15 protein-coding genes and 1 pseudogene are annotated in these 19,164 nt (G+C 62.7%); 7 read left to right on the top strand and 9 right to left on the bottom strand.

The window, feature by feature from the left end; genetic code table 11:
• The first annotated feature begins 103 nt into the window (after window positions 1-103).
• Window positions 104-2,404, top strand: coding sequence for a 5-methyltetrahydropteroyltriglutamate--homocysteine S-methyltransferase (metE, locus tag HMPREF3014_RS15165; protein WP_003119172.1), 2,301 nt, complete (start codon window positions 104-106; stop codon window positions 2,402-2,404).
• Between the two features lie 61 nt (window positions 2,405-2,465).
• On the opposite strand, the gene HMPREF3014_RS15160 is transcribed toward metE, so the two are convergent.
• The gene (locus tag HMPREF3014_RS15160) at window positions 2,466-3,035 is read right to left on the bottom strand and encodes a GNAT family N-acetyltransferase (protein ID WP_073647836.1); all 570 of its coding nucleotides are present in this window, start codon (window positions 3,033-3,035) and stop codon (window positions 2,466-2,468) included.
• A 46-nt stretch (window positions 3,036-3,081) separates the two neighbouring features.
• Window positions 3,082-3,378, bottom strand: coding sequence for a DUF7660 family protein (locus HMPREF3014_RS15155; RefSeq protein WP_009876303.1), 297 nt, complete (start codon window positions 3,376-3,378; stop codon window positions 3,082-3,084).
• A 308-nt stretch (window positions 3,379-3,686) separates the two neighbouring features.
• On the opposite strand from HMPREF3014_RS15155, the pseudogene HMPREF3014_RS35425 reads away from it, so the two are divergent.
• The 6 genes and pseudogenes from HMPREF3014_RS35425 to HMPREF3014_RS15130 form a co-directional block, all read left to right on the top strand.
• A pseudogene (locus tag HMPREF3014_RS35425) lies at window positions 3,687-4,454 on the top strand (PAS domain-containing protein); the annotation flags it as partial.
• A complete protein-coding gene (locus HMPREF3014_RS35420; protein ID WP_369700333.1) occupies window positions 4,431-4,982 on the top strand; it encodes a methyl-accepting chemotaxis protein in 552 nt (183 codons plus the stop codon). The pseudogene HMPREF3014_RS35425 and the gene HMPREF3014_RS35420, both read left to right, overlap by 24 nt.
• A 169-nt stretch (window positions 4,983-5,151) precedes the next feature.
• Window positions 5,152-5,664, top strand: a complete 513-nt coding sequence (locus HMPREF3014_RS15145) for a (2Fe-2S)-binding protein (protein ID WP_003088271.1) — start codon at window positions 5,152-5,154, stop codon at window positions 5,662-5,664.
• The gene (locus HMPREF3014_RS15140) at window positions 5,661-6,650 is read left to right on the top strand and encodes an FAD binding domain-containing protein (RefSeq protein WP_003102358.1); all 990 of its coding nucleotides are present in this window, start codon (window positions 5,661-5,663) and stop codon (window positions 6,648-6,650) included. The genes HMPREF3014_RS15145 and HMPREF3014_RS15140 overlap by 4 nt, the downstream gene beginning before the upstream one ends.
• Window positions 6,647-8,851 carry a xanthine dehydrogenase family protein molybdopterin-binding subunit gene (locus HMPREF3014_RS15135; protein WP_017002237.1) on the top strand — a complete coding sequence of 735 codons (2,205 nt, stop codon included), beginning with the start codon at window positions 6,647-6,649 and terminating at the stop codon, window positions 8,849-8,851. The genes HMPREF3014_RS15140 and HMPREF3014_RS15135 overlap by 4 nt, the downstream gene beginning before the upstream one ends.
• Window positions 8,852-9,344: 493 nt before the next feature.
• Window positions 9,345-9,725, top strand: coding sequence for a DUF4354 family protein (locus HMPREF3014_RS15130; protein WP_003102356.1), 381 nt, complete (start codon window positions 9,345-9,347; stop codon window positions 9,723-9,725).
• A 429-nt stretch (window positions 9,726-10,154) separates the two neighbouring features.
• Here the strand turns inward: HMPREF3014_RS15130 and HMPREF3014_RS15125 are convergent, their stop codons facing one another.
• The 7 genes from HMPREF3014_RS15125 to HMPREF3014_RS35135 form a co-directional block, all read right to left on the bottom strand.
• On the bottom strand, window positions 10,155-10,799 hold the full coding sequence (locus HMPREF3014_RS15125) for a DUF2026 family protein (protein WP_025982329.1): 645 nt from the start codon (window positions 10,797-10,799) through the stop codon (window positions 10,155-10,157).
• Between the two features lie 53 nt (window positions 10,800-10,852).
• Window positions 10,853-12,268, bottom strand: a complete 1,416-nt coding sequence (locus HMPREF3014_RS15120) for an argonaute/piwi family protein (RefSeq protein WP_016263567.1) — start codon at window positions 12,266-12,268, stop codon at window positions 10,853-10,855.
• Window positions 12,258-13,940 (bottom strand): SMEK domain-containing protein, encoded by a 1,683-nt coding sequence (locus HMPREF3014_RS34650; protein WP_225011441.1) that lies wholly within the window; start codon window positions 13,938-13,940, stop codon window positions 12,258-12,260. Before HMPREF3014_RS34650 ends, HMPREF3014_RS15120 begins: the two co-directional genes overlap by 11 nt.
• Window positions 13,941-13,978: 38 nt before the next feature.
• Window positions 13,979-15,118, bottom strand: a complete 1,140-nt coding sequence (locus tag HMPREF3014_RS15110; RefSeq protein ID WP_016263565.1) for a hypothetical protein — start codon at window positions 15,116-15,118, stop codon at window positions 13,979-13,981.
• Window positions 15,119-15,452: 334 nt separating this feature from the next.
• A complete protein-coding gene (locus HMPREF3014_RS15105; RefSeq protein WP_003088286.1) occupies window positions 15,453-16,592 on the bottom strand; it encodes a catalase family protein in 1,140 nt (379 codons plus the stop codon).
• Window positions 16,593-16,770: 178 nt separating this feature from the next.
• A complete protein-coding gene (locus tag HMPREF3014_RS15100; protein WP_023081763.1) occupies window positions 16,771-18,666 on the bottom strand; it encodes a di-heme-cytochrome C peroxidase in 1,896 nt (631 codons plus the stop codon).
• Between the two features lie 311 nt (window positions 18,667-18,977).
• Window positions 18,978-19,112 (bottom strand): hypothetical protein, encoded by a 135-nt coding sequence (locus HMPREF3014_RS35135; RefSeq protein WP_003088290.1) that lies wholly within the window; start codon window positions 19,110-19,112, stop codon window positions 18,978-18,980.
• Between the last annotated feature and the right edge of the window lie 52 nt (window positions 19,113-19,164).

The raw sequence follows: 19,164 nt of genomic DNA, 5'->3' as shown, positions 1-19,164 counted from the left end.
GATCATGAGGGAAACTTGATTTCATCACGAAGAAATTGAGTTTGTCTCATGGCATGAGCCTCACGAGAATCCCTCCATCGACCTTTCGACTGGAGGAACACCCATGGCCCTGGCCCACACTCTCGGCTTCCCACGCATCGGACGCGATCGCGAACTGAAAAAAGCCCAGGAAGCGTTCTGGAAGGGCGAGCTGGACGAGGCCGGCCTGCGGGCCGTCGGTCGGCAGCTGCGCGCTGCCCACTGGCAGGTACAGAAGGATGCCGGCATCCAGTTGCTGCCGGTCGGCGATTTCGCCTGGTATGACCAGGTGCTGACCCATTCGCTGACCTTCGGCGTGATCCCCGAGCGCTTCCGGGCGCACGGCGAGGCCGGGCCGACCCTGCATACCCTGTTCGGCATGGCCCGTGGCGTCAGCGACGACAGTTGTTGCGGCGGTGCCCATGCCCAGGAAATGACCAAGTGGTTCGACACCAACTATCACTACCTGGTCCCCGAGTTCAGCGCCGATCAGCAGTTCCAGCTGAGCTGGGAACAACTGTTCGAGGAGGTCGACGAGGCCAGGGCCCTCGGCCACCAGGTGAAGCCGGTGCTGATCGGTCCGCTGACCTACCTGTGGCTGGGCAAGGGCAAGGGCGCCGAGTTCGACAGGCTCGATCTGCTGGACCGCCTGCTGCCGCTCTACGGCCAGATCTTGCGCCGCCTCGCCGGCCAGGGCGTGGAGTGGGTGCAGATCGACGAGCCGATCCTGGTCCTCGACCTGCCGCAGGCATGGAAGAACGCCTTCGAGCGCGCCTACAACCTGCTACAGAGCGAACCGCTGAAGAAGCTGGTCGCCACCTACTTCGGCGGCCTGGAAGACAACCTGGGCCTGGCCGCCAACCTCCCGGTGGACGGCCTGCACATCGACCTGGTGCGAGCGCCGGAACAGTATCCGAGCATCCTCGACCGCCTGCCGGCCTACAAGGTCGTCTCGCTGGGCCTGGTCAACGGACGCAACGTCTGGCGCTGCGACCTGGAGAAAGCCCTGGAAGTGGTGCGCCATGCCCGGGAGCGCCTGGGCGAGCGGCTGTGGGTCGCGCCGTCCTGCTCGCTGCTGCACAGCCCGGTGGACCTGGAGCGCGAAGACGGGCTGGACGCCGAGCTGAAGAGCTGGCTGGCCTTCGCCGTGCAGAAGTGCCGCGAAGTCGCGGTGCTGGCCCGTGCCGCCACTGAGCCGGAAGCCGCCGAGGTGCTTGCCGCCCTGGAAGAGAGCCGTGCGGTCCAGGCCAGCCGCGCTTCTTCGCCGCGAATCCACAAGCCGGCCGTGCAGGCGCGCCTGGCCGCGATCAAGGCCAGCGACGCCCAGCGCCGCTCGCCGTTCGCCGAACGCATCGCCAGGCAGCGCGCCGGACTCGACCTGCCGGCGTTCCCGACCACCACCATCGGCTCCTTCCCGCAGACCTCGTCGATCCGCCTGGCCCGCCAGTCGTTCAAGCAGGGCAAGCTGAGCGAGGCCGAGTACATCGAGGCGATGCACAGCGAGATCCGCCATGCGGTGCAGATCCAGGAGCAACTGGGGCTGGACGTGCTGGTGCACGGCGAGGCCGAGCGCAACGACATGGTCGAGTACTTCGCCGAGCAACTGGACGGCTACGTCTTCACCCGCTTCGGCTGGGTGCAGAGCTACGGCTCGCGCTGCGTGAAGCCGGCGGTGATCTATGGCGACCTGAGCCGTCCGCGGGCCATGACCGTGGAGTGGATCAGGTACGCCCAGAGCCTTACCGACAAGGTGATGAAGGGCATGCTGACCGGCCCGGTGACCATGCTGATGTGGTCCTTCCCGCGCGAGGACGTGTCTCGCGAGGTGCAGGCGCGCCAGTTGGCCCTGGCGATCCGCGACGAAGTAGTCGACCTGGAGGCCGCCGGCATCAGGATCGTGCAGATCGACGAGGCGGCTTTCCGCGAAGGCCTGCCGCTGCGCCGCAACGCCTGGCCGCACTATCTGGAGTGGGCCACCGAGGCCTTCCGCCTGTGCGCCTCCGGAGTCCGCGACGAAACCCAGATCCATACGCATATGTGCTACAGCGAGTTCAACGATGTGATCGAGTCCATCGCCGCCATGGACGCCGACGTGATCACCATCGAGACTTCGCGTTCGGACATGGAGCTGCTGGAGGCCTTCGAGCAGTTCGACTACCCGAACGAGATCGGTCCGGGCGTCTACGACATCCATTCGCCGCGCGTGCCGAGCCGGGAAGAGATCGTCGCGTTGCTGCGCAAGGCGGCCCGGCGGATACCCGCCGAGCGGCTCTGGGTCAACCCGGACTGCGGCCTGAAGACCCGCGCCTGGCCGGAAACCGAGGCAGCGCTGGTGAACATGGTCGCCGCCGCCCGCGAACTGCGTGGCGACCTCGCCCGCGGTTGACCGGCGGGCCTGGTGAGCGGAACGGGACGCCTGGCGTCCCGTTCCGCATTTGCACGTCGGTTCAGCGCGGAGCGTCCACCAGCGCCCGTAGCACATGGTCTTCCCAGACCCCGGCGATCTTCAGGTAGGCGCGGGCGTAGCCTTCCTTCTCGAAGCCGAGGCTTTCCAGCAGGCGCTCGCTGCGTGCGTTGCGCGGCAGGTGGCTGGCCATGATCCGGTGCAGGCCGAGCTGCTCGAAGCAATACCGGTTGGCTACCCGCAGGGCTCGTGCCATCAGGCCGCGGCCCTGCGCCGCAGCGGCCAGGGAAAAGCCCAGGTGGCAGGCCTGGAATACCCCGCGGACGATATTGGTGTAGCTGCAGCGCCCCAGCACCTCGCCGTCGTCGGGATCGAGCAACAGCAGGAGAAGCGCCTCGCCTTCGTCCATGCTCGCCACCTGTAGCAGGGTGCGGGCGCGGGCGTTGTCCACGGAAAAATACCCCGGGTCGCGCAGCGGCTCCCATGGCGCCAGGTGCTCGCGGTTGGCGTTCTCGTAGCGGCTGGTCCGGACGAAATCGTCGGGTTGCAGCGCGCGCAGGAGGAAGTCCGCGTCGCGATGCAGTATCGGCACCTGCCGCCGGTTGTCCGGCAAGACCCTCGGGTAGCCGGGCGGGAAGGGCGCCAGGGCAGACTTGAAGTCATTCATAGAACTTGCCCGCCAGCATCAGCTGCGCCGCGCGCCGCCAGGCATTCTCCGGCCTGGAATAGCCCGGCAGGCCGTCGCGGGAGTCCTCGCCCCAGGTCGCGGCGGCATCGAGGAAGCCACCGATGCTGCCGTTCTCCCAACCCAGCGGGCTGGGGCCGAACGGTTTCGGCGGGTTGGCGGCGGCGAGGCGGCGGTCTTCCTCCCAGTCCGCCGCCAGCGCGGCGAGGAAGCGCAGGAAACCCGCTTCGTCCTCGACCTGTTCGGCCAGCGCGTAGAGATCGATTGCCATGTGCTTCCTCCTGGAAGTGGGTTTCGGGATACGACGGCGCGAGGTCGGAGCGCGGTCAGGCCGGGCGCCTCTGGCCAATGCCGGCCTTGGCCACCGCGATCGGCAGGGCGTAGCGATCATAGCGCGGGCCGGCGCTTGCGTGGCTGATGGCGCGGACGCGGGGCCACGCCCGGCAGGGGACGGACGGTGCCGCGGGCACCGAGGAAAGTTGCCGGAGCCCGATCTACACTGGCGTTTAGCGGTAGGACGGCTATCTCCGGTTCTCCACTCCCTCGCGATGGACAGGCGCCATCAAGGAGTCGTGCGCGATGCTCTTCGGCAGAAAAAGCAGGGCGGTGGAAAGCGCCGCCAAGGATGAAGACTTGGCGTGGCGACTCGATGCCATCGGGCAGAACGTCGCCACCATCCGTTTCACTCCCGATGGCCAGATACTGTCCGCCAACCCGCTGTTCCTCGCGGCGGTCGGCTATTCGGCGGACGAACTGGTCGGCAAGCACCACCGGATCTTCTGCGACGAGGACTACCAGGCCTCCGCCGCCTACGTGCGCTTCTGGAAGGAACTGGCCAGCGGCACGCCCCAGCGCGGCGTGTTCAAGCGCCTGCGACGCGACGGTTCGCCGGTCTGGCTGGAGGCCACCTATTTCCCGGTGAAGAATGCCGAAGGGGCGGTCGTCGAGGTGCTGAAGATCGCCGCCGACGTGACCCGCAACCATTCCGAACTGCTCCTGCTCAACGCGATCAACGACGCCATACGCCAGTCCATGGCGGTCATCGAGTTCACCCCGGACGGCGAGATACTCGATGCCAACGAGAACTTCCTGCGTCTCTTCGGCTACAGCCTCAAGTCGCTCAAGGGCCAGCACCACCGCATGCTCTGCTTCGACGAGTTCTATCGGGAGAACCCGGATTTCTGGGCTCGGCTGCGGCACGGCGAATTCTCCCGCGGGCATTTCGAGCGCCGCAGCGCCGCCGGCGAGCGGGTACATATCGAAGCCACCTACAACCCGGTCAAGGACAGTTCGGGGCGGATAATCAAGGTCATCAAGTTCGCCATCGACGTTACCGAACAGGTCAATCGCAACGAGGAAGTACGGCGCGCCGCCGAGCTGTCGTTCTCCACCGCGGAAGAGACCGCGCAGATTTCCACCCGCGGCATCGACTCCCTCGACCAGTCCGTCGCCCTGTCGGCCAAGACCCTGTCGATGGTCAACACCGCCGTCGGCCTGATTTCCCAGCTCACCCACCAGACCAAGGACATCGAGAACATCGTCACCACCATCCAGAGCGTCGCCGAACAGACCAACCTGCTGGCCCTCAACGCCGCCATCGAGGCGGCTCGCGCCGGCGACATGGGGCGCGGCTTCGCGGTGGTCGCCGACGAGGTGCGGCAACTGGCGGCGCGCACCAGCGGCGCCACGGTGGAGATCAAGAACGTGGTCACCGAGAACGTCAAACTGACCCAGCAGATCAACCACAACATGCAGACCATCGAGTCCAGCGCCCAGGAGAACAACAACCAGATCACCACCGTGGCCGGCATCATGCAGGAGATCAGCAAGGGCGCCGAGCACGTGGCGCGGGTGGTGTCGAGCCTATTCAAGTGACCTCGGCGCAGGCCTCCGGAGGCCGATAGCGGCGCAGGCGTCGAGCATCCGCCCGCCTTTGTGGCATGGCCATGGCCGTCATTTACTTTGAACGTATCTTCGAGCCGTTCGGTCGGACCTGAAAAAGCGGCATCCGCCGCGCCGATGCACCGACCGTGAGGCTTGTACCATGACCAATCCGGAGCCGGCGGACCTGCCGATCAGCCTGCTGATCAATGGCCAGCGCCGAGAGTTGAGAGTACCCCCGTGGCTGACGCTGCTCGACCTGCTGCGCGAGCGGCTCGACCTGGTGGGCAGCAAGAAGGGCTGCGACCACGGCCAATGCGGCGCTTGCACGGTGTTGCGCAACGGTCGCCGGATCAACGCCTGCCTGACGCTGGCGGTGATGTGCGACGGCGATGCACTGACTACCATCGAAGGTCTGGCCGAGGGTGATCGCCTGCATCCCCTGCAACAGGCGTTCATCCGCCATGATGCCTTCCAGTGCGGCTACTGCACGCCCGGACAGATCTGTTCGGCCCTTGGCCTGGCGAGCGAGGGGCGGGCGCGCTCGCGGGCGGAGATCCGCGAGGGCATGAGCGGCAACCTGTGCCGCTGCGGCGCCTACGGCAATATCCTCGACGCCGTGGAAGACGCCTTGCCGCTGCTCGATCGCGACGGGCAGGGAGGGCAGCGCGCATGACGCCCTTCGCCTATGCCAAGCCGGCCGACATCGAGCAGGCGCTGGGCCTCGCCGGCCCGGAGTCGCGCTACATCGCCGGTGGCACCAACCTGCTCGACCTGATGAAGGAAAACGTTGCCAGGCCCCGGCGACTCATCGACATCACCGGCCTCCCGCTGCGCGACATCCGCCGGACGCCCACCGGCGGCCTGCTGGTCGGAGCCCTGGTCAGCAACGCCGAACTGGCCTGGAATCCCGCCGTGGAGGCGGACTATCCCTTGCTAGCCCAGGCGATCCTCGCCGGCGCCTCGCCGCAGTTGCGCAACATGGCCAGCACCGGCGGCAACCTGTTGCAGCGTACCCGCTGCCAGTATTTCTACGACACCGGCACGCCATGCAACAAGCGCGAGCCGGGCAGCGGATGCCCCGCGCGCAGCGGGCTGAACCGCAACCATGCGATCCTCGGCGCCAGCGAACACTGCGTGGCGGTACATCCATCCGACCTGTGCGTGGCGCTGGCGGCGCTGGAGGCTCAGGTACTGGTGCGCGGCCGCGCTGGCGAGCGGCGGGTCGCTTTCGCCGACTTCCATCGCCTGCCGGCGGACACGCCCGAGCGCGACAACTGCCTGGCCGTCGACGAACTGGTCACCGCCATCGAGCTGCCAGCGCCGCGCTTCGCCCGGCATTGCCACTACCTGAAGGTGCGCGACCGGGCCTCCTACGCCTTCGCCCTGGTCTCGGTGGCGGCGGCCCTGGAACCGGACGGCGAGCGCATTGGCGAACTGCGCCTGGCGCTCGGCGGCGTGGCCCACAAGCCATGGCGCGTCGCAGAGCTGGAGGAACGTTTCAGGGGCCACCCGGCGAACCGGGACAGCTATGTCCGCTTCGCCGAAGCGCTGCTGCGTGACGCCAGGCCGCTGGCCCACAACGCCTTCAAGATCGGATTGGCGCGCAACGCCATCGTTCGCGCACTGGAAGAAGCCCACTCGGGAGGGATCGGCCAATGAGCAGCCTGCCACACAGCACCGGGCAAGCCCTGGATCGCGTCGACGGGCCAGCCAAGGTCACCGGCCAGGCTCGCTACGCCGCCGAATATCCTGCCGCCGACCTGCTCCACGGCAGCGTGGTCAGCAGCGACGTCGCCCGCGGCCGGGTGCGCGGCATAGACTGTGCGGCGGCCCTGGCGGTACCCGGGGTGGTCGCGGTACTGCATCACCTGAACCGGCCGCCGATGGCGGGCGACGACGAGCCCTACAAGGACGCCGATGCCGCCGAAGGCGAACCCTTCCGCCCGCTGTTCGACGACCGCGTCCTGTACAGCGGCCAGCCCCTTGCCCTGGTCCTGGCACGGAGCCTGGAACTGGCCCGCTACGCGGGCTCGCTGCTGCGCATCGATATCGAGCCCGAGCCGCACCAGACCGACCTGCTGGCCGCCCTCGACCAGGCCCATGAGGCTCCCGCCCAACTGCCCGCCGAGCGCGGCGATTTCTACACCGCCTACGGCGCCGCGCCGATTCGGGTCGAGGCCAGCTACAGCACGCCGATCGAGCACCACAATCCCATGGAACCGCACGCGTCCACGGTCATCGTCCAGCCCGACGGCAGCCTGCTGGTGCACGACAAGACCCAGGGGACGCAGAACAGCCAGGCCTACCTGCAAAAGGTCTTCGGCCTGCCCGCCGACAAGGTAAGGGTCTGTGCCGCCTACGTCGGCGGCGCCTTCGGCTCCGGCCTGCGTCCGCAATACCAGTTGGCCCTGGCGGTGATGGCGGCGCTGCAACTGCGGCGGTCGGTGCGCGTAGTGCTGACCCGCCAGCAGATGTTCACCTTCGGCTACCGGCCGCGCACCCTGCAGCGCCTGCAACTGGGCGCCGATGCCGAGGGGCGCCTCCTTGCGCTGGGCCACCAGGCGACAGCGCAGACCTCGCGCTTCGAAGACTTCACCGAGCACGTGGTGGAGTGGAGCGGCATGCTCTATCGCTGCGAGAACCTTTCCCTGGCCTACCGTCTGGTGCCGCTGGACGTCTATACCCCGCTGGACATGCGCGCCCCCGGCGCGGCGCTGGGGCTGATCGGGCTGGAATGCGCGATGGACGAACTGGCGGTGCGGCTCGGCATGGACCCCATCGCGCTGCGCCGGTTCAACTTCGCCGAGCGCAACGGCAACGAGGACAAGCCGTACTCCAGCAAGGCGCTGCTGGCCTGCTACGAGGAGGGCGCCCGGCGCTTCGGTTGGCAGGCCCGCGACCCACGGCCACGGAGCATGAGCGAAGGGCGCCAGTTGCTCGGCTGGGGCATGGCCGGCGGCGTCTGGGAGGCCATGCAGAGCAAGGCCAGCGCGAGGGCGCGGCTGGAGGCGGACGGCCTGCTGCGGGTGGCCAGCGCGACCACGGATATCGGCACCGGCACCTACACGGTGATGACCCAGATCGCCGCCGACGCCGCTGGCATGGCGCCGGAAGAGGTGCGCTTCCAGCTTGGCGACAGTGCGTTGCCCAAGGCTCCATTGCAGGGCGGCTCGTTCACCGTCTCGTCGGTCGGTTCCGCCGTCCGCCTGGCCTGCCTGCGCCTGCGCCAGGCCCTGGTCGCCCATGCCAGGGCCCGCCATCCGGAGCTGGCCGGCACCGCCGAAGAACGCTTCCGCATATGCCGTGGCCATCTGGAAGCGGGCGATACGCGATACGCCCTGGCCGACCTGCTGCAAGGGCTGCCGGAAGACGCGTTGCAGGTGGAGGTGGAAGCTGAACCCTCGGCGCGGCGCAAAGGCTACGCCACCGCGACCCATTCGGCGGTATTCGTCGAGGTGCGGATCGACGAAGCCCTCGGTACCCTGCGTGTGAGCCGGGTGGTCAGCGCGGTCGCGGCGGGGCGGGTGATCAACCCGAAGACCGCTCGCAGCCAGATACTCGGCGGGGTGGTCTGGGGCCTGGGCATGGCCTTGCAGGAGGAAACCCAGGTCGACCATGCGCTGGGCCGCTGCATGAACCACAACCTCGCCGAGTACCACATCCCGGTTAACGCCGATATTGGCGATATCGAGGTGATCTTCGTCGACGAACCCGACGATATCGTTAACGAACTGGGCTCCAAGGGCGTCGGCGAAATAGGCATCGTCGGCGTCGCCGCCGCAGTGGCGAATGCCGTGTACCACGCCACCGGCCGCCGCCTGCGCGACTTCCCGCTGACCGTCGACAAGTTGCTCGGCTGAGCCCGGCAGCCTGCGCAAGCGGCTTGGCGGCCACCTGCCGGGTCGCCGGGCTGGACTCTCCCCCAAGGGAAGATCGCAGGCCCCGCTCGCCACCCGCAACGGAGTCGAACACGACATGCCGCCGACAGCCTCGGTGGCGCCCTCGCCGAGCGCTACCGCGATGCCGGTCCAGGCGCACTTGTTGCATCGCGGCCACGCCGAAGCGGACCTGCCCGGCGCCCATTGGGCCATCGCCTGGGCCGAGCGTCCGGCCTGTGGTTGCAAGCGTTCGAGGGCAACCTGGCGGGCGCGAGGACCGTGTGGGTTGGAAGACCGGCGTTCCGCGTAGCGAGCGGTTTTCGCCTGGAAGCACGGTTGCGGGAAAAGTTCCGCTGGAAACCCTCCGACTTGCAGAACACGAGGCACCCCGCATTCCTTGGCACTGCGCTTGATCGCGGCGAAAAGACCCACGGAAAATCACCGGGTCGTTCAGTCTTTGCCAAAGGAAATCAGTATGAAGAACGCAATGGCCCTGACCCTGGCCGGCCTGCTGGCCGCTCCTTCCCTCGGCTTCGCCGCCGCGCCGGACGCAGTGATGGTCTTCGCCCGCCAGGGCGACAAGGGCAGCGTGTCCGTCGGCGACAAGCACTTCCGCACCCAGGCCTTCAAGGTCCGCCTGGTGAATGCGGCGAAGAGCGAGATCAGCCTGAAGAACAGCTGCCTGGTGGCGCTGTCCGCCGCCGGCCAGTCCTTCAGGCTGGATACCGTGGACGAGGAACTCACCGCCGAGACCCTCAAGCCGGGCGCCTCCGTCGAAGGCGACGCGATCTTCGCCTCCGAAGACGACGCGGTGTACGGCGCATCGCTGGTCAGGCTGAGCGACCGGTGCAAGTAGGCGACTAGCCGTTGCGCAGCGAAAGCCGCAGGGCAGCCTCGGCGGCTTTCGGGTGCGAGGAAACGGCTTTCGAAGGTTTCGGCGCGAATCTGAAATCATTCAGGGCGCGTTTCCGGTGCTTCTGGTTGCCTGGGCTGGGGGCCGAATTCCAGTTTCCAGATGCCCGGGGCTAGGGGAGTGTAGACATCGCTCCAGGCTGCGCCCGAGCGAGGCGCTCGACCCACAAGGCACGCCCGGCCCCTCTCCCGCGTGCGGGAGAGGGTTGACCACTACAGTTCATGGCTTGTCCTCCATGTGAGGGAGGACAAGGGTGGACCAGCCATAGCAACGGTCGCTAATCGGCCAGAAGCGGCCAGAAGCAGCCATTGATGCACTGTCGTCAGAGCCCGCACCTCTGCCCGAAGGCGACATCTCCCCAGTTTTTTTCTGCTACCAACCCCCTTCGACAGCTGCATCCTTGAGTTTCACCATCCGAATTTCCCCCTTCTCATCGCCTACCGTAAGTGCTGATGGAATGGGCTTCGGGGGCCTTCGATACCAGGCAATGCATGCCTGTATCAAATCGTTCTGAAACTGGCTTTGAGCGATCTGGTTTATCAGGTGTTCAGTCAACTCGATATTTGGATCAAAGAAAAAATCTCCGTCGAATCTCAGCGTATTATGAGAGCCATTCATAGACTTTATAAGGCGCTGGAAAGATTTTGACGGGGGAATTATTTCGAGTTCTGAAGAGATGGCGTGCTCGTTAAAAATCGGGCTCATGAAATCGATTAGATGGTCGCCGCAGGCAACCATTGCATGAAAAGCGTCGCTGGAGCTATGTATTTCGCCGCCATCGATTGTGGCGAAACACAAAACATTAGCCCCCTTTTCATTGACCATAAGACAAACAGCTCCAGCAAGTGGTTGGGCATCTTTTCCGTAGTGATGACGAAGGATTGCTGCTCCTGCGACGCTGAAGAACCAGCATGCACGGTCAGTTGTTGCACCGGCAGAGTCTAAAACGCTGCGGATTACGCGGTGAATGCGCAGGTAGTCGAGGAGAGGAATGAGTTGGTGCTTCTTCTTGCTCATGGTCGTCCTTGGTGGCTGTGCATGAAGTCCCAGAACGGATGGGCCTAATTGATTCACATGTAAAAGCTATAGCTGACCTGTGGCTTCTCCGAGGCATCCACGTATTTCATGATGTCTCCAACCTTGTTGGCGCACTCCAAAGTGATGGGTAGGCGTCCATCAAGCTGGGTGTTGTTCCAGTTCATCTTGGTCAACCCAAGGATCTCCTTGCACAGGTCTTCCAGGGATGAGTCGCTTTCGAACGCTTCCACGCGCAACGGGCTTGGGATGTACATGCCTGGGTATGTCTTGTAGAAGTCGACAATCCCCTTCGTATAGAGCACGCCTTGAGTTTCCGACAGGCTCAGCAGCGTTCCCCGGGTTGGCGGGTAGTTCTTGTCGCTGAACAGCCGGATATCGGTGGACGTGATCGACACCAAGTCTTTTGTCCTGATCCCCTTAGCATTCAGTACCCTGGAAAACCCTGATACTTCGGTAGGCCTGAACCTGCTGGACTTGTGGATCACGACGCGAGCCGGCTTCTGCATCAACGCCTTTTCATACTCAGCCAACGCGCTGTCGAGTAGCTCATACGCCTGAGATTCGTCCATGTAAGGGCGCTTGTCCCGCTTGTCCAGAGACACTGGTGCACCGCGCAAAATGACTCCATGTCCGAACTCGTCGAACACTTGAGCCAGGCTGGTCGAGACGGTTTCGCCATCCCGGCTCTTGTAGAACCCTATTCCGATGTAGCAGGTCTTGGGCTTGAACTTGTCCTCGACCAACCGCCACGGCACAGTGCGGTTGCCCTTGTAGTAGAGGGCGGTGCAGAAATTCCAAGCCTTGGTAGCGAGATCTTGCTGATCGATCGAGGGTTTGACTGACAGGATGGTCTTCTCGCGAACGAGTTGCAGCGGAATGCCCAGGTGCATGCAACGCGCTTTGAGAAGCCGACGGAAGTTGTGCTCCAAGTAGGCTTCCAGCGACTCGGTGTCTTTGTCCCCAGTCGCCTTGGTTAGAGAATCGAAGATGTCATTTGGGACGACGCAGACGATCACGTCGATGGAGCGGTTCTCGGACAGAAATCGAATCTGCTCATAGTAGAGCTCAACGCATTTCACGACCCGGTCTTCACGGGCCGTGATCTTCGATATGTTGTTGATTTCTGACTTCTGCAGGGTTCGTGTGTACTGGGGAGAGGACAGAATTTTGGTGTAGAACCCATGGTATTCATCCACGCCACCAAACCCCCGGAACAAATTGGGGAACTTGGTTTCTTCCTTTCCGACGATTCCGCGTTTGCATTTATCCAGCCATTCGTCCAGGAGATCAACACCTTCACCGCGCCCGACGATGCCAATGCGTAATTCACTACGCCTCAGCTCATCGCGCTTGTCATAAACTCCCAGGGTTTCGATGCCAGTCCTAGGGCATATGTGCGCGCCGTTTCCGAACTCCAACATTGGCTCTTTGAGGATTTTAATCTTCAAGGGCTAACTCCTCATCAAATTCAGCGCCAACCTGTTCGCCTTCCACCAGCTTTTCTTCGCAAGTGATCTCTAATAACTCGCCGAAGAATTCTACTTCATTCGCTGGGCTGTCCAGGGCAGGAGTCGAAGCAGAGTTATTAGGCAAAGCCTTAGTAATCGGGCTGTTGACTGAACGCAAGTAGTAGGCTAGGAATCGAACTATGTTTCGTACGCTTTGGTTAAACTCAAGTCTTTTTTGCTTTGATAGCAAATCCTCATGAAAGCGAGACTTGCGATTTCCATCATAAGTATAAAGCCAACTAGGCACAACGAGTGCGTACCACTGCTGCGCAATGCTGGTAAAGCTCAGTTCGAATGATAAATGAACATGGTGAGCGAGACGCGTGGGGTCTCGCTTGGACATCACCTTTTCGTACACTCGACGGGTTGATTTCTTTTTCCCTACCCAGTCTTCTTTGCGGCTTTCGTCGTCTGGGTTGTGAGGTTTGAAGAAAAAGATCTTCTCTCGGCGGTCATACACAATGTTGTGAGGCTTGACGGTCTCACGCACATGGTTATTCAAAAGTAGCTTGAAAATATTGATATTGTCGTCGATCTCAGATTCGGAGAGGTCGCGGGACTCAAGTGCTTCAATGGTGCCTACATCAACAATATGTCGAATACTGGAGTTGTTGATGTCCTCGAAGGTGAAGATTCGATTTTCGAAAACCACCCAGTCATCCGTGCCAGATCCATTGAGCAGTAGGGCCATCTTCACAAGGCTTTGCCTAGAGTAGCTATTTTTTCGAAAGTTCAGGTGTTCGCGGGCTTGCTCAAGGATTGAGGCCTCATTCAGCAGCAATTCGGCGACGTATACTGTTTCAGGCGGTGTTATCGTAATAAGGTTGGAAGTCAGTGTGTGAGATTGAAGGTTTCCCTCAGCATTGAAGTCCAGATATGCCTTGATGTCCCCCAAGATGATCTTGAAGTCATTCAACACCCGCTCCTGAGCGGGGATTCGAAGCCCGGACACCTTGGCTAGAATGTCGCCAAGATCAATGATGTGATTCTTCGTTGAAAACTCGAATGCGCCATTTGTGATGGCGTCAATCGCGGACTGGCTGTAGGAAGCCTGCTTGTTGGTCAGCATCAAAACGTACAGTTCATCAAACGTGTTGTAGAACTGCTTGTCGACGAAGTGGGTCAAGGTCTTTTTGACCTTTTCCAGAGAAGTGGTGGCGGTAACCTGAAAGGCGACACGGTCATGGTCATCACCCAGATCGATGCCGGGGAAGTTTTTCTGCCGCCTATTGAGGTTAATCAGGTTGGGTAGGTTGTAGGCTGCTTTCAGGATCGGAATCAGCGCATCTTCCAGCGACAGGTTGATGTCAAGCCTGCCTTGTTTAGTTGATAGGTCAACCTGGTTAATGATTCTGCTGACGACATCCCTTAGTTCATTCTCAATCTCTAACTGTCTCAATGCTAGACACTTCCCTATTGACCGAATCGATAGTGGCGCTGATACGAGAGCTGAGGCCGCTGGGAGTGGCATTGTACCACCATGGAATGGACGACTGTTCTGGGTGGATTGCCAGCCCCATTCTGCAAGGCTGCTGCGCTTGGCAGGCAATACAGTGCTGGTCAGGTGAGCTGGATGCGCTCGCATCGGGTGCGCAAGCGCTGGAAACCCCAATCAAGGCTCTCCTTCGATTGTGCACGACCGGTTATTCCTTAGCTGCCTTCAGCAGTGGGGCTCTCGGCGGGCTCGGCCAAACCCAAGAGACCCTTTCTCACGTCGGGCTCACATTTGTGGCAGGCAAAGTATTTGATTCTTTCCATGTCACCTGTGACGAATTCATCGCATCTCTCACACGCGACTGCTCCCCAGCCACGGTCGAAGCACGATACGCAACTCCACATGCCCTCGATGAAAAATACCGAGGGTTGAGGGTGCTGACACTTGTGGCAGGATGCGATGTGGACGTGGCCTTCCTCGCACCAGTCGTCGCCCTCGGGAAATTGTTTGGTGCAGAGGTCTATCAGGATGTCGGTGGTAATTTGATGGCCGCAGGCAGGACAGGCATGCAGACCTTTTTGAAAGAATTTAAACGGAGCATTGCAGCCGGGGCAGGGTAATTCTGCGTTGCACTCTTCCACTGCAGTGTCATCAACCCCGCAAACCATGCAGGTGTAGTCGGTACCCCATGAATGGGTTTCGCCGACAATTGCGGCAGACATGTGGCAATGACCGCAGGTAACGATCTTGTTGCCTTTCTTTTCCTGGATTTCGATCTTGGGTTTGAGGATCTCGAATCGGGCTTTGATGAAGTCGCCCTGACGCATCATGCGTTGGTTGAGCACCTGGAGTTCCACGGAGTAGGGCTGAAATACCGCCTCCCAAGGACCGGTCAATAGTGCATGGAGGTAGTGCCAGGATGCCCACGTTTCCACAATCACGCCGGCTTGTGTCTTACTCGGATTATCCATGCCTGAGTGGGCAAAATGGACGATCTGATTGCGGTGCTCGCCAAGGGCCTTGAAGTTGTCGGAAGCATCCTGGTCGATTTTCTCGCCAAGAATCGATTGGATTCGCTTCAGCGCGTCATCCAGGTAGACCGACAGAAAATCTCCCACGGCAAGGTTTTGTAGGTCACCGGTTTCGGGCTTCGCGAGCATGAGTGTCCAATGCTCTTTCATCAGTCGGGCTTTCAGGAACAGCTCGATCGCCGTGTACAGATCGACAATGGCATTCTTGGGTTTTTGCTGTAGGTGGTCGATGGAGGTATTGACGAAACCTAAAGCGTTTCGCACCAAGGCATCGAAAAGCTCCTCCTTTGTCCGCCGTTCCTGCTTCAGCCACTTGCGTGCCATAGTCCCTCACTGTGCCCGTTCTGCGGTTGTTGGGTCGGATGCATGCTGATGAAGCAGTCCTATTCGCGAGCTCAATCTATCGTATCGGGAATCCATAACGCTCATTAGCAGTACTTGAGATGGCTATTAACCCGCTTCTCATGCCCTCTGGAACCAGAGTTATCGTCAGCAAGCTTGTCCGCAATTTTAACCGATAGATCTCACGCAAGACTCGTAAAAGTCACCACCTCAAAAGTGAATCAGTCTACTTTCGAAGGCACTCGAAATGACCGCTTTTGGCCGATTCCGGCCATTCCCGATCAACGTAACACCAAGCACTCCTCCCCCTAAACCCTCACCCATTCCTCCCCAACCTATACCCACTGACCGCCTCGTAAACCGCCTTCCGCAACCGGTTGATCCCGCCGATCGGCCGATGCTCCGGCAGTGCGTGCCAGGGGTTGAACGAGAGGTTGTCACAGAACAGGTTCTGTTCCCGGCTATCAAAATCCTGAGCTGGCACAATGATGTCGGCTATGGTAGCGAAGGGCGCGTCCGACTCCTTCCATTCGACGCTGGTGTCTTCGATGGGCATGTACTTGGCCGGGTCCTGGCGCTGCACCTGGAAGGCGTAGCAGGCGGGGGTGCGGTCGATGGAGAGTTGCTGGTACAGGGCGGCGCGGAGGAAGTTGGGCAGGTCCTGGTTCTGCTTCGGTAGCTGGTAGGCCGGGCACTTCTCCGGGGCGGGGACGACGCGGAACTTGATGTTGTGTTCGCCCAGCTTGTACGGCGAGATGCCGTTGTAGCCGGCGTGCAGCGGGCTGTCCGGGGCGGGGGCGAGGGTGCGCAGGGCGATCAGCAGGTGGCGCAGTTCCCAACTGGCGGGGTTCCAGTTGGGGAAGAAGGCCAGGGCTTTCTTGCCGTCGGCCTGGGCGGCGAAGTTCTGCCGGTATTCGGCGATGTCGCGGATGAAGAACACCGGCTGGTTGAACATGACGAAGTCCTGCTCGCCGTCATGGCCGCGGCCGGGCAGGAGTTTTTCGCCGGGCACGTCGAGCAGCTTGATGGCCATGCCGCGCGCGTCGTTCTTGCTGTCGAACTGCGGGTAGGCGTTGCCGTTGGAGAAGCGCACCCAGGCGTTCCAGCTTTTGCCCGCTTCGGCGAACACGCCGCGACGCAGGGTTGGGTCGAGGTCGGCGCGTACCTTGAATTCGGCCTTCACGCAGCCGTGGGCCTTGGCGTGGGCATCGCGCAGGACGCGGGTGTTGTCGCGGTGCTGTTCGACCACGCGGATGGCGTCCTGGATGATCGCTTGGGTGATGCGGGCTTCGTCCGGGGCGATCTGCTCTTCCGCGGACACCGGGCCGGAGAATTTCCAGGCGTAGTAGAGGCTGCCGATGGCCCAGCCGCCGAGGCCGACGGCCAGCAGCAGGAGGAGCAGGCGGCCGAGCCATTTGCCGAGGAACAGCCAGGCGTGGGTGAGGAGTGCGCGCATGGAGTGGGTGTCCTTGGTGGTGTGCGTTGGCTGTGGGCTTTTATTCTTCTTGGGCGGGGAGTGCGCCACGATTGCTTCTCCCCGTCCTCTGGCTAGGCGTCCCCCCTGAAGGGAGAGGGGCTGCTCGGGGTGGAGAGGGGCGGCGGCGCCATGCCTCGCGCTTCTCCACTTCTCAGGTTCAGCGTTGCGCGGTCCGTTGCTCCGGCGCCGGGCATTTCGGGCCGGGCGTCCAGGGTGGGGTCTGGGCCGGGACCAGGCGGCGCTCGAATTCGGGGTTGCCGAGCACCTTCAGGTATTCCACCAGCGCCCAGCGTTCTTCCGGGCTGAGGGCGCGGCCGATCACGCCGTTCTGCCGGCAGCCGTCGCGGAATTCGTGGCCGCTGTTGCGGTTGCCGGTGAGACGGGTGTCGAGGAGGAAGCCACCGGGGAATTTCTCGGTGCGGAATCCGACGAATTTCGGATCGAATTCGAAGGTGCCGACGTAGAACTGCGGCGAGCGTTCGGCGGCCGGGGAGAGCAGTTGGAACAGGTTGGGCACCGAGCCGTTGTGCAGGAACGGCGGGGTCGCCCAGACGCCGTCCAGCGGGCGGGCCTTGTAGGCGCGCAGTTCCTGTACGCCGATCGGCAGGTCAAAGCCGTTCATGGTCTTCTGCTGTTCCGGCGGGATGCCGGCGTCCCGGTAGGCGCGCTGCTCGACGAAGGCGGTGATGTAGGCCAGGCCCTTGGCCGAGGACAGTTGCGAGAGGTCGAGTTGCTGCGGATCGGCGCCGATCAGCTGGACGTTCATCCGCGCCAGTTCGTCGACGCTCCAGCCGAGCTTGCGCAGGTCGTAGCGGTGGTCGGCGATGTTGTCGGCGGTGGTCGGGTCGGTGCCGATCACCTCGGTCGGCACCATGTGCATGCGCCACTCGGGATTGCGTCCGGGGGCGGCGTATTCCGCCGGTTGCACCTTGGGTGCATGGCAGAAGGCGCAGTTGGCTTCGAACAGGGCGCGGCCCTGGGAGGCGCGTTGCAGGTCGATGCGGCCGAAGAGGTCTTCCGGCCAGGTCGGCGGTTTCAGTTGTTGCAGGGTTTCTTCCAGGGCGTGCAGGTCGTGCAGGCGTACGCTGGAGGCGTAGCGCTGCTCGCCCCGCAGCGGCTGGCCGTGCTCGTCGAAGATCTGCAGGCGCGCGCCGACGCCGAGGGCCTCGCCGATGTTGCGCGCCATCGGCTGCATGGCCGAGCCGTTCCATTGCACCCAGTCGAATTTCCAGATGTCCCAGACCTGCGGATAGCTCACCGGGGCGTTGGCGACGCGGTAGTTGCCCGGGTCGATGGCATCGCCGAAGACGCTGTTGGCGATGCGCCCGAAGGCGTCGGTGCGGCCGGGGCCTTCCTCGGTGGGGTAGAGGTGGCGGCGGGTGTCGTTCCAGGCGGTGCGCAGGAGGGTGTCGAGCACGGCCTTGAAGTCGGCGCGCAGTTGCGACTTGTCCTGTTCGTAGCGTTCGCCGAGGACTTTCCTGGCGAAGCGCTTGAACTTGAACGGGTTGTAGTAGGTGGCGGCCATGCTCGCGCCGAGCGCCTGGCCGAAGGCGCCGCCGCGCAGGGTCGGCACGGTGGCGGCGATGGAGTGCATGGCGGCGCCGCCGTCGATGCGCAGCGACTTGCCCTGGTAGCGCAGTTCGCCGGTGTGGCAGGCGGCGCAGGTGATGTCCAGGTAGCGGGTGCCGGTCTTCTCGTCGCGGTGCTGGCTGAAGCCCACCGGCAGGTTGCCGGGGTTGAGGTCGCTGGCCTTCTGCTGCGGATCGACGAGGAAGCCGAAGCGGGCGAGGTATTCGGGGGCGGCGAAGGGTTCTTCGGAGAAGGGCAGTTCGAGGGCGGTGAACCAGTCGTAGTGCAGGCCTTTCACCAGGGTACCCTGGGGCGTGTAGTAGAAGCGCTGGCGGGCCTCGTCCTGCCATTGCGGCAGGTAGCGTACCTCGCTCGGCGCCTGGTAGTGGGGGAGGTTGGGATTGGCGACGTAGTAGACCACCACCCCGACGACCGCCAGCACGATCACGCCGACAACCAGCAGAGCCTTTTTCACGGTGCGCATCAGGAACGTCCTTGTAGGCCTTTTTTGGGCACCGTTATGCCAAGGCGTTGGCATATTGGCAAGCTGCTATCAGCTTTTTTGACAAGGTTTTCTTGACAGCGAACGGGTGAAACGTTTGCGCAGGCCTCGCCTGGCGATGTTGACGACGAAAGCTCGGTATTTCACCGGAGAAAGGCGGGACGCCGGAGCGTCTTGGAACGGCAGGGCGAGGCGCCAGCGGCCTGCCGGTCAGAGACCGGAGAAGGCCAGCCAGGCGATGATTGCGGCGTAGAGCATCCAGGTGGGATCGGTACGGCGGTCGAGCAGGGCTTTCATTTCTTCGCCTCCGCGCTCCAGAAGCCCTGGGCGTTGCGGAAGGGCTGGCGGGCCAATTGTTCCAGGCGGGTGATGCCGTCGGCGCGCATGGCATTGATCAGGGCCGAGAAAGATTTGGCGGAGTAGCTCATGGTGTCGTCTCCAGTTCCGTTCTGGTTATTCGGGGATCTGGCGACTATGTAA

The sequence above is a fragment of the Pseudomonas sp. HMSC065H01 genome (assembly GCF_001815235.1).
Lineage (GTDB): Bacteria > Pseudomonadota > Gammaproteobacteria > Pseudomonadales > Pseudomonadaceae > Pseudomonas > Pseudomonas aeruginosa.
This window is presented reverse-complemented; position numbering and strand designations above follow the sequence as displayed.

What these genes read in the sequence shown, in the direction of transcription:
- HMPREF3014_RS15110 (WP_016263565.1), bottom strand. Translation starts at nt 15,118, where the DNA reads ATGGCACGCAAGTGGCTGAAGCAGGAACGGCGGACAAAGGAGGAGCTT.
- HMPREF3014_RS15130 (WP_003102356.1), top strand. Translation starts at nt 9,345, where the DNA reads ATGAAGAACGCAATGGCCCTGACCCTGGCCGGCCTGCTGGCCGCTCCT.
- HMPREF3014_RS15135 (WP_017002237.1), top strand. Translation starts at nt 6,647, where the DNA reads ATGAGCAGCCTGCCACACAGCACCGGGCAAGCCCTGGATCGCGTCGAC.
- HMPREF3014_RS15145 (WP_003088271.1), top strand. Translation starts at nt 5,152, where the DNA reads ATGACCAATCCGGAGCCGGCGGACCTGCCGATCAGCCTGCTGATCAAT.
- HMPREF3014_RS15105 (WP_003088286.1), bottom strand. Translation starts at nt 16,592, where the DNA reads ATGCGCGCACTCCTCACCCACGCCTGGCTGTTCCTCGGCAAATGGCTC.
- HMPREF3014_RS15140 (WP_003102358.1), top strand. Translation starts at nt 5,661, where the DNA reads ATGACGCCCTTCGCCTATGCCAAGCCGGCCGACATCGAGCAGGCGCTG.
- HMPREF3014_RS15125 (WP_025982329.1), bottom strand. Translation starts at nt 10,799, where the DNA reads ATGAGCAAGAAGAAGCACCAACTCATTCCTCTCCTCGACTACCTGCGC.
- HMPREF3014_RS15155 (WP_009876303.1), bottom strand. Translation starts at nt 3,378, where the DNA reads ATGGCAATCGATCTCTACGCGCTGGCCGAACAGGTCGAGGACGAAGCG.
- HMPREF3014_RS35135 (WP_003088290.1), bottom strand. Translation starts at nt 19,112, where the DNA reads ATGAGCTACTCCGCCAAATCTTTCTCGGCCCTGATCAATGCCATGCGC.
- metE (WP_003119172.1), top strand. Translation starts at nt 104, where the DNA reads ATGGCCCTGGCCCACACTCTCGGCTTCCCACGCATCGGACGCGATCGC.
- HMPREF3014_RS15100 (WP_023081763.1), bottom strand. Translation starts at nt 18,666, where the DNA reads ATGCGCACCGTGAAAAAGGCTCTGCTGGTTGTCGGCGTGATCGTGCTG.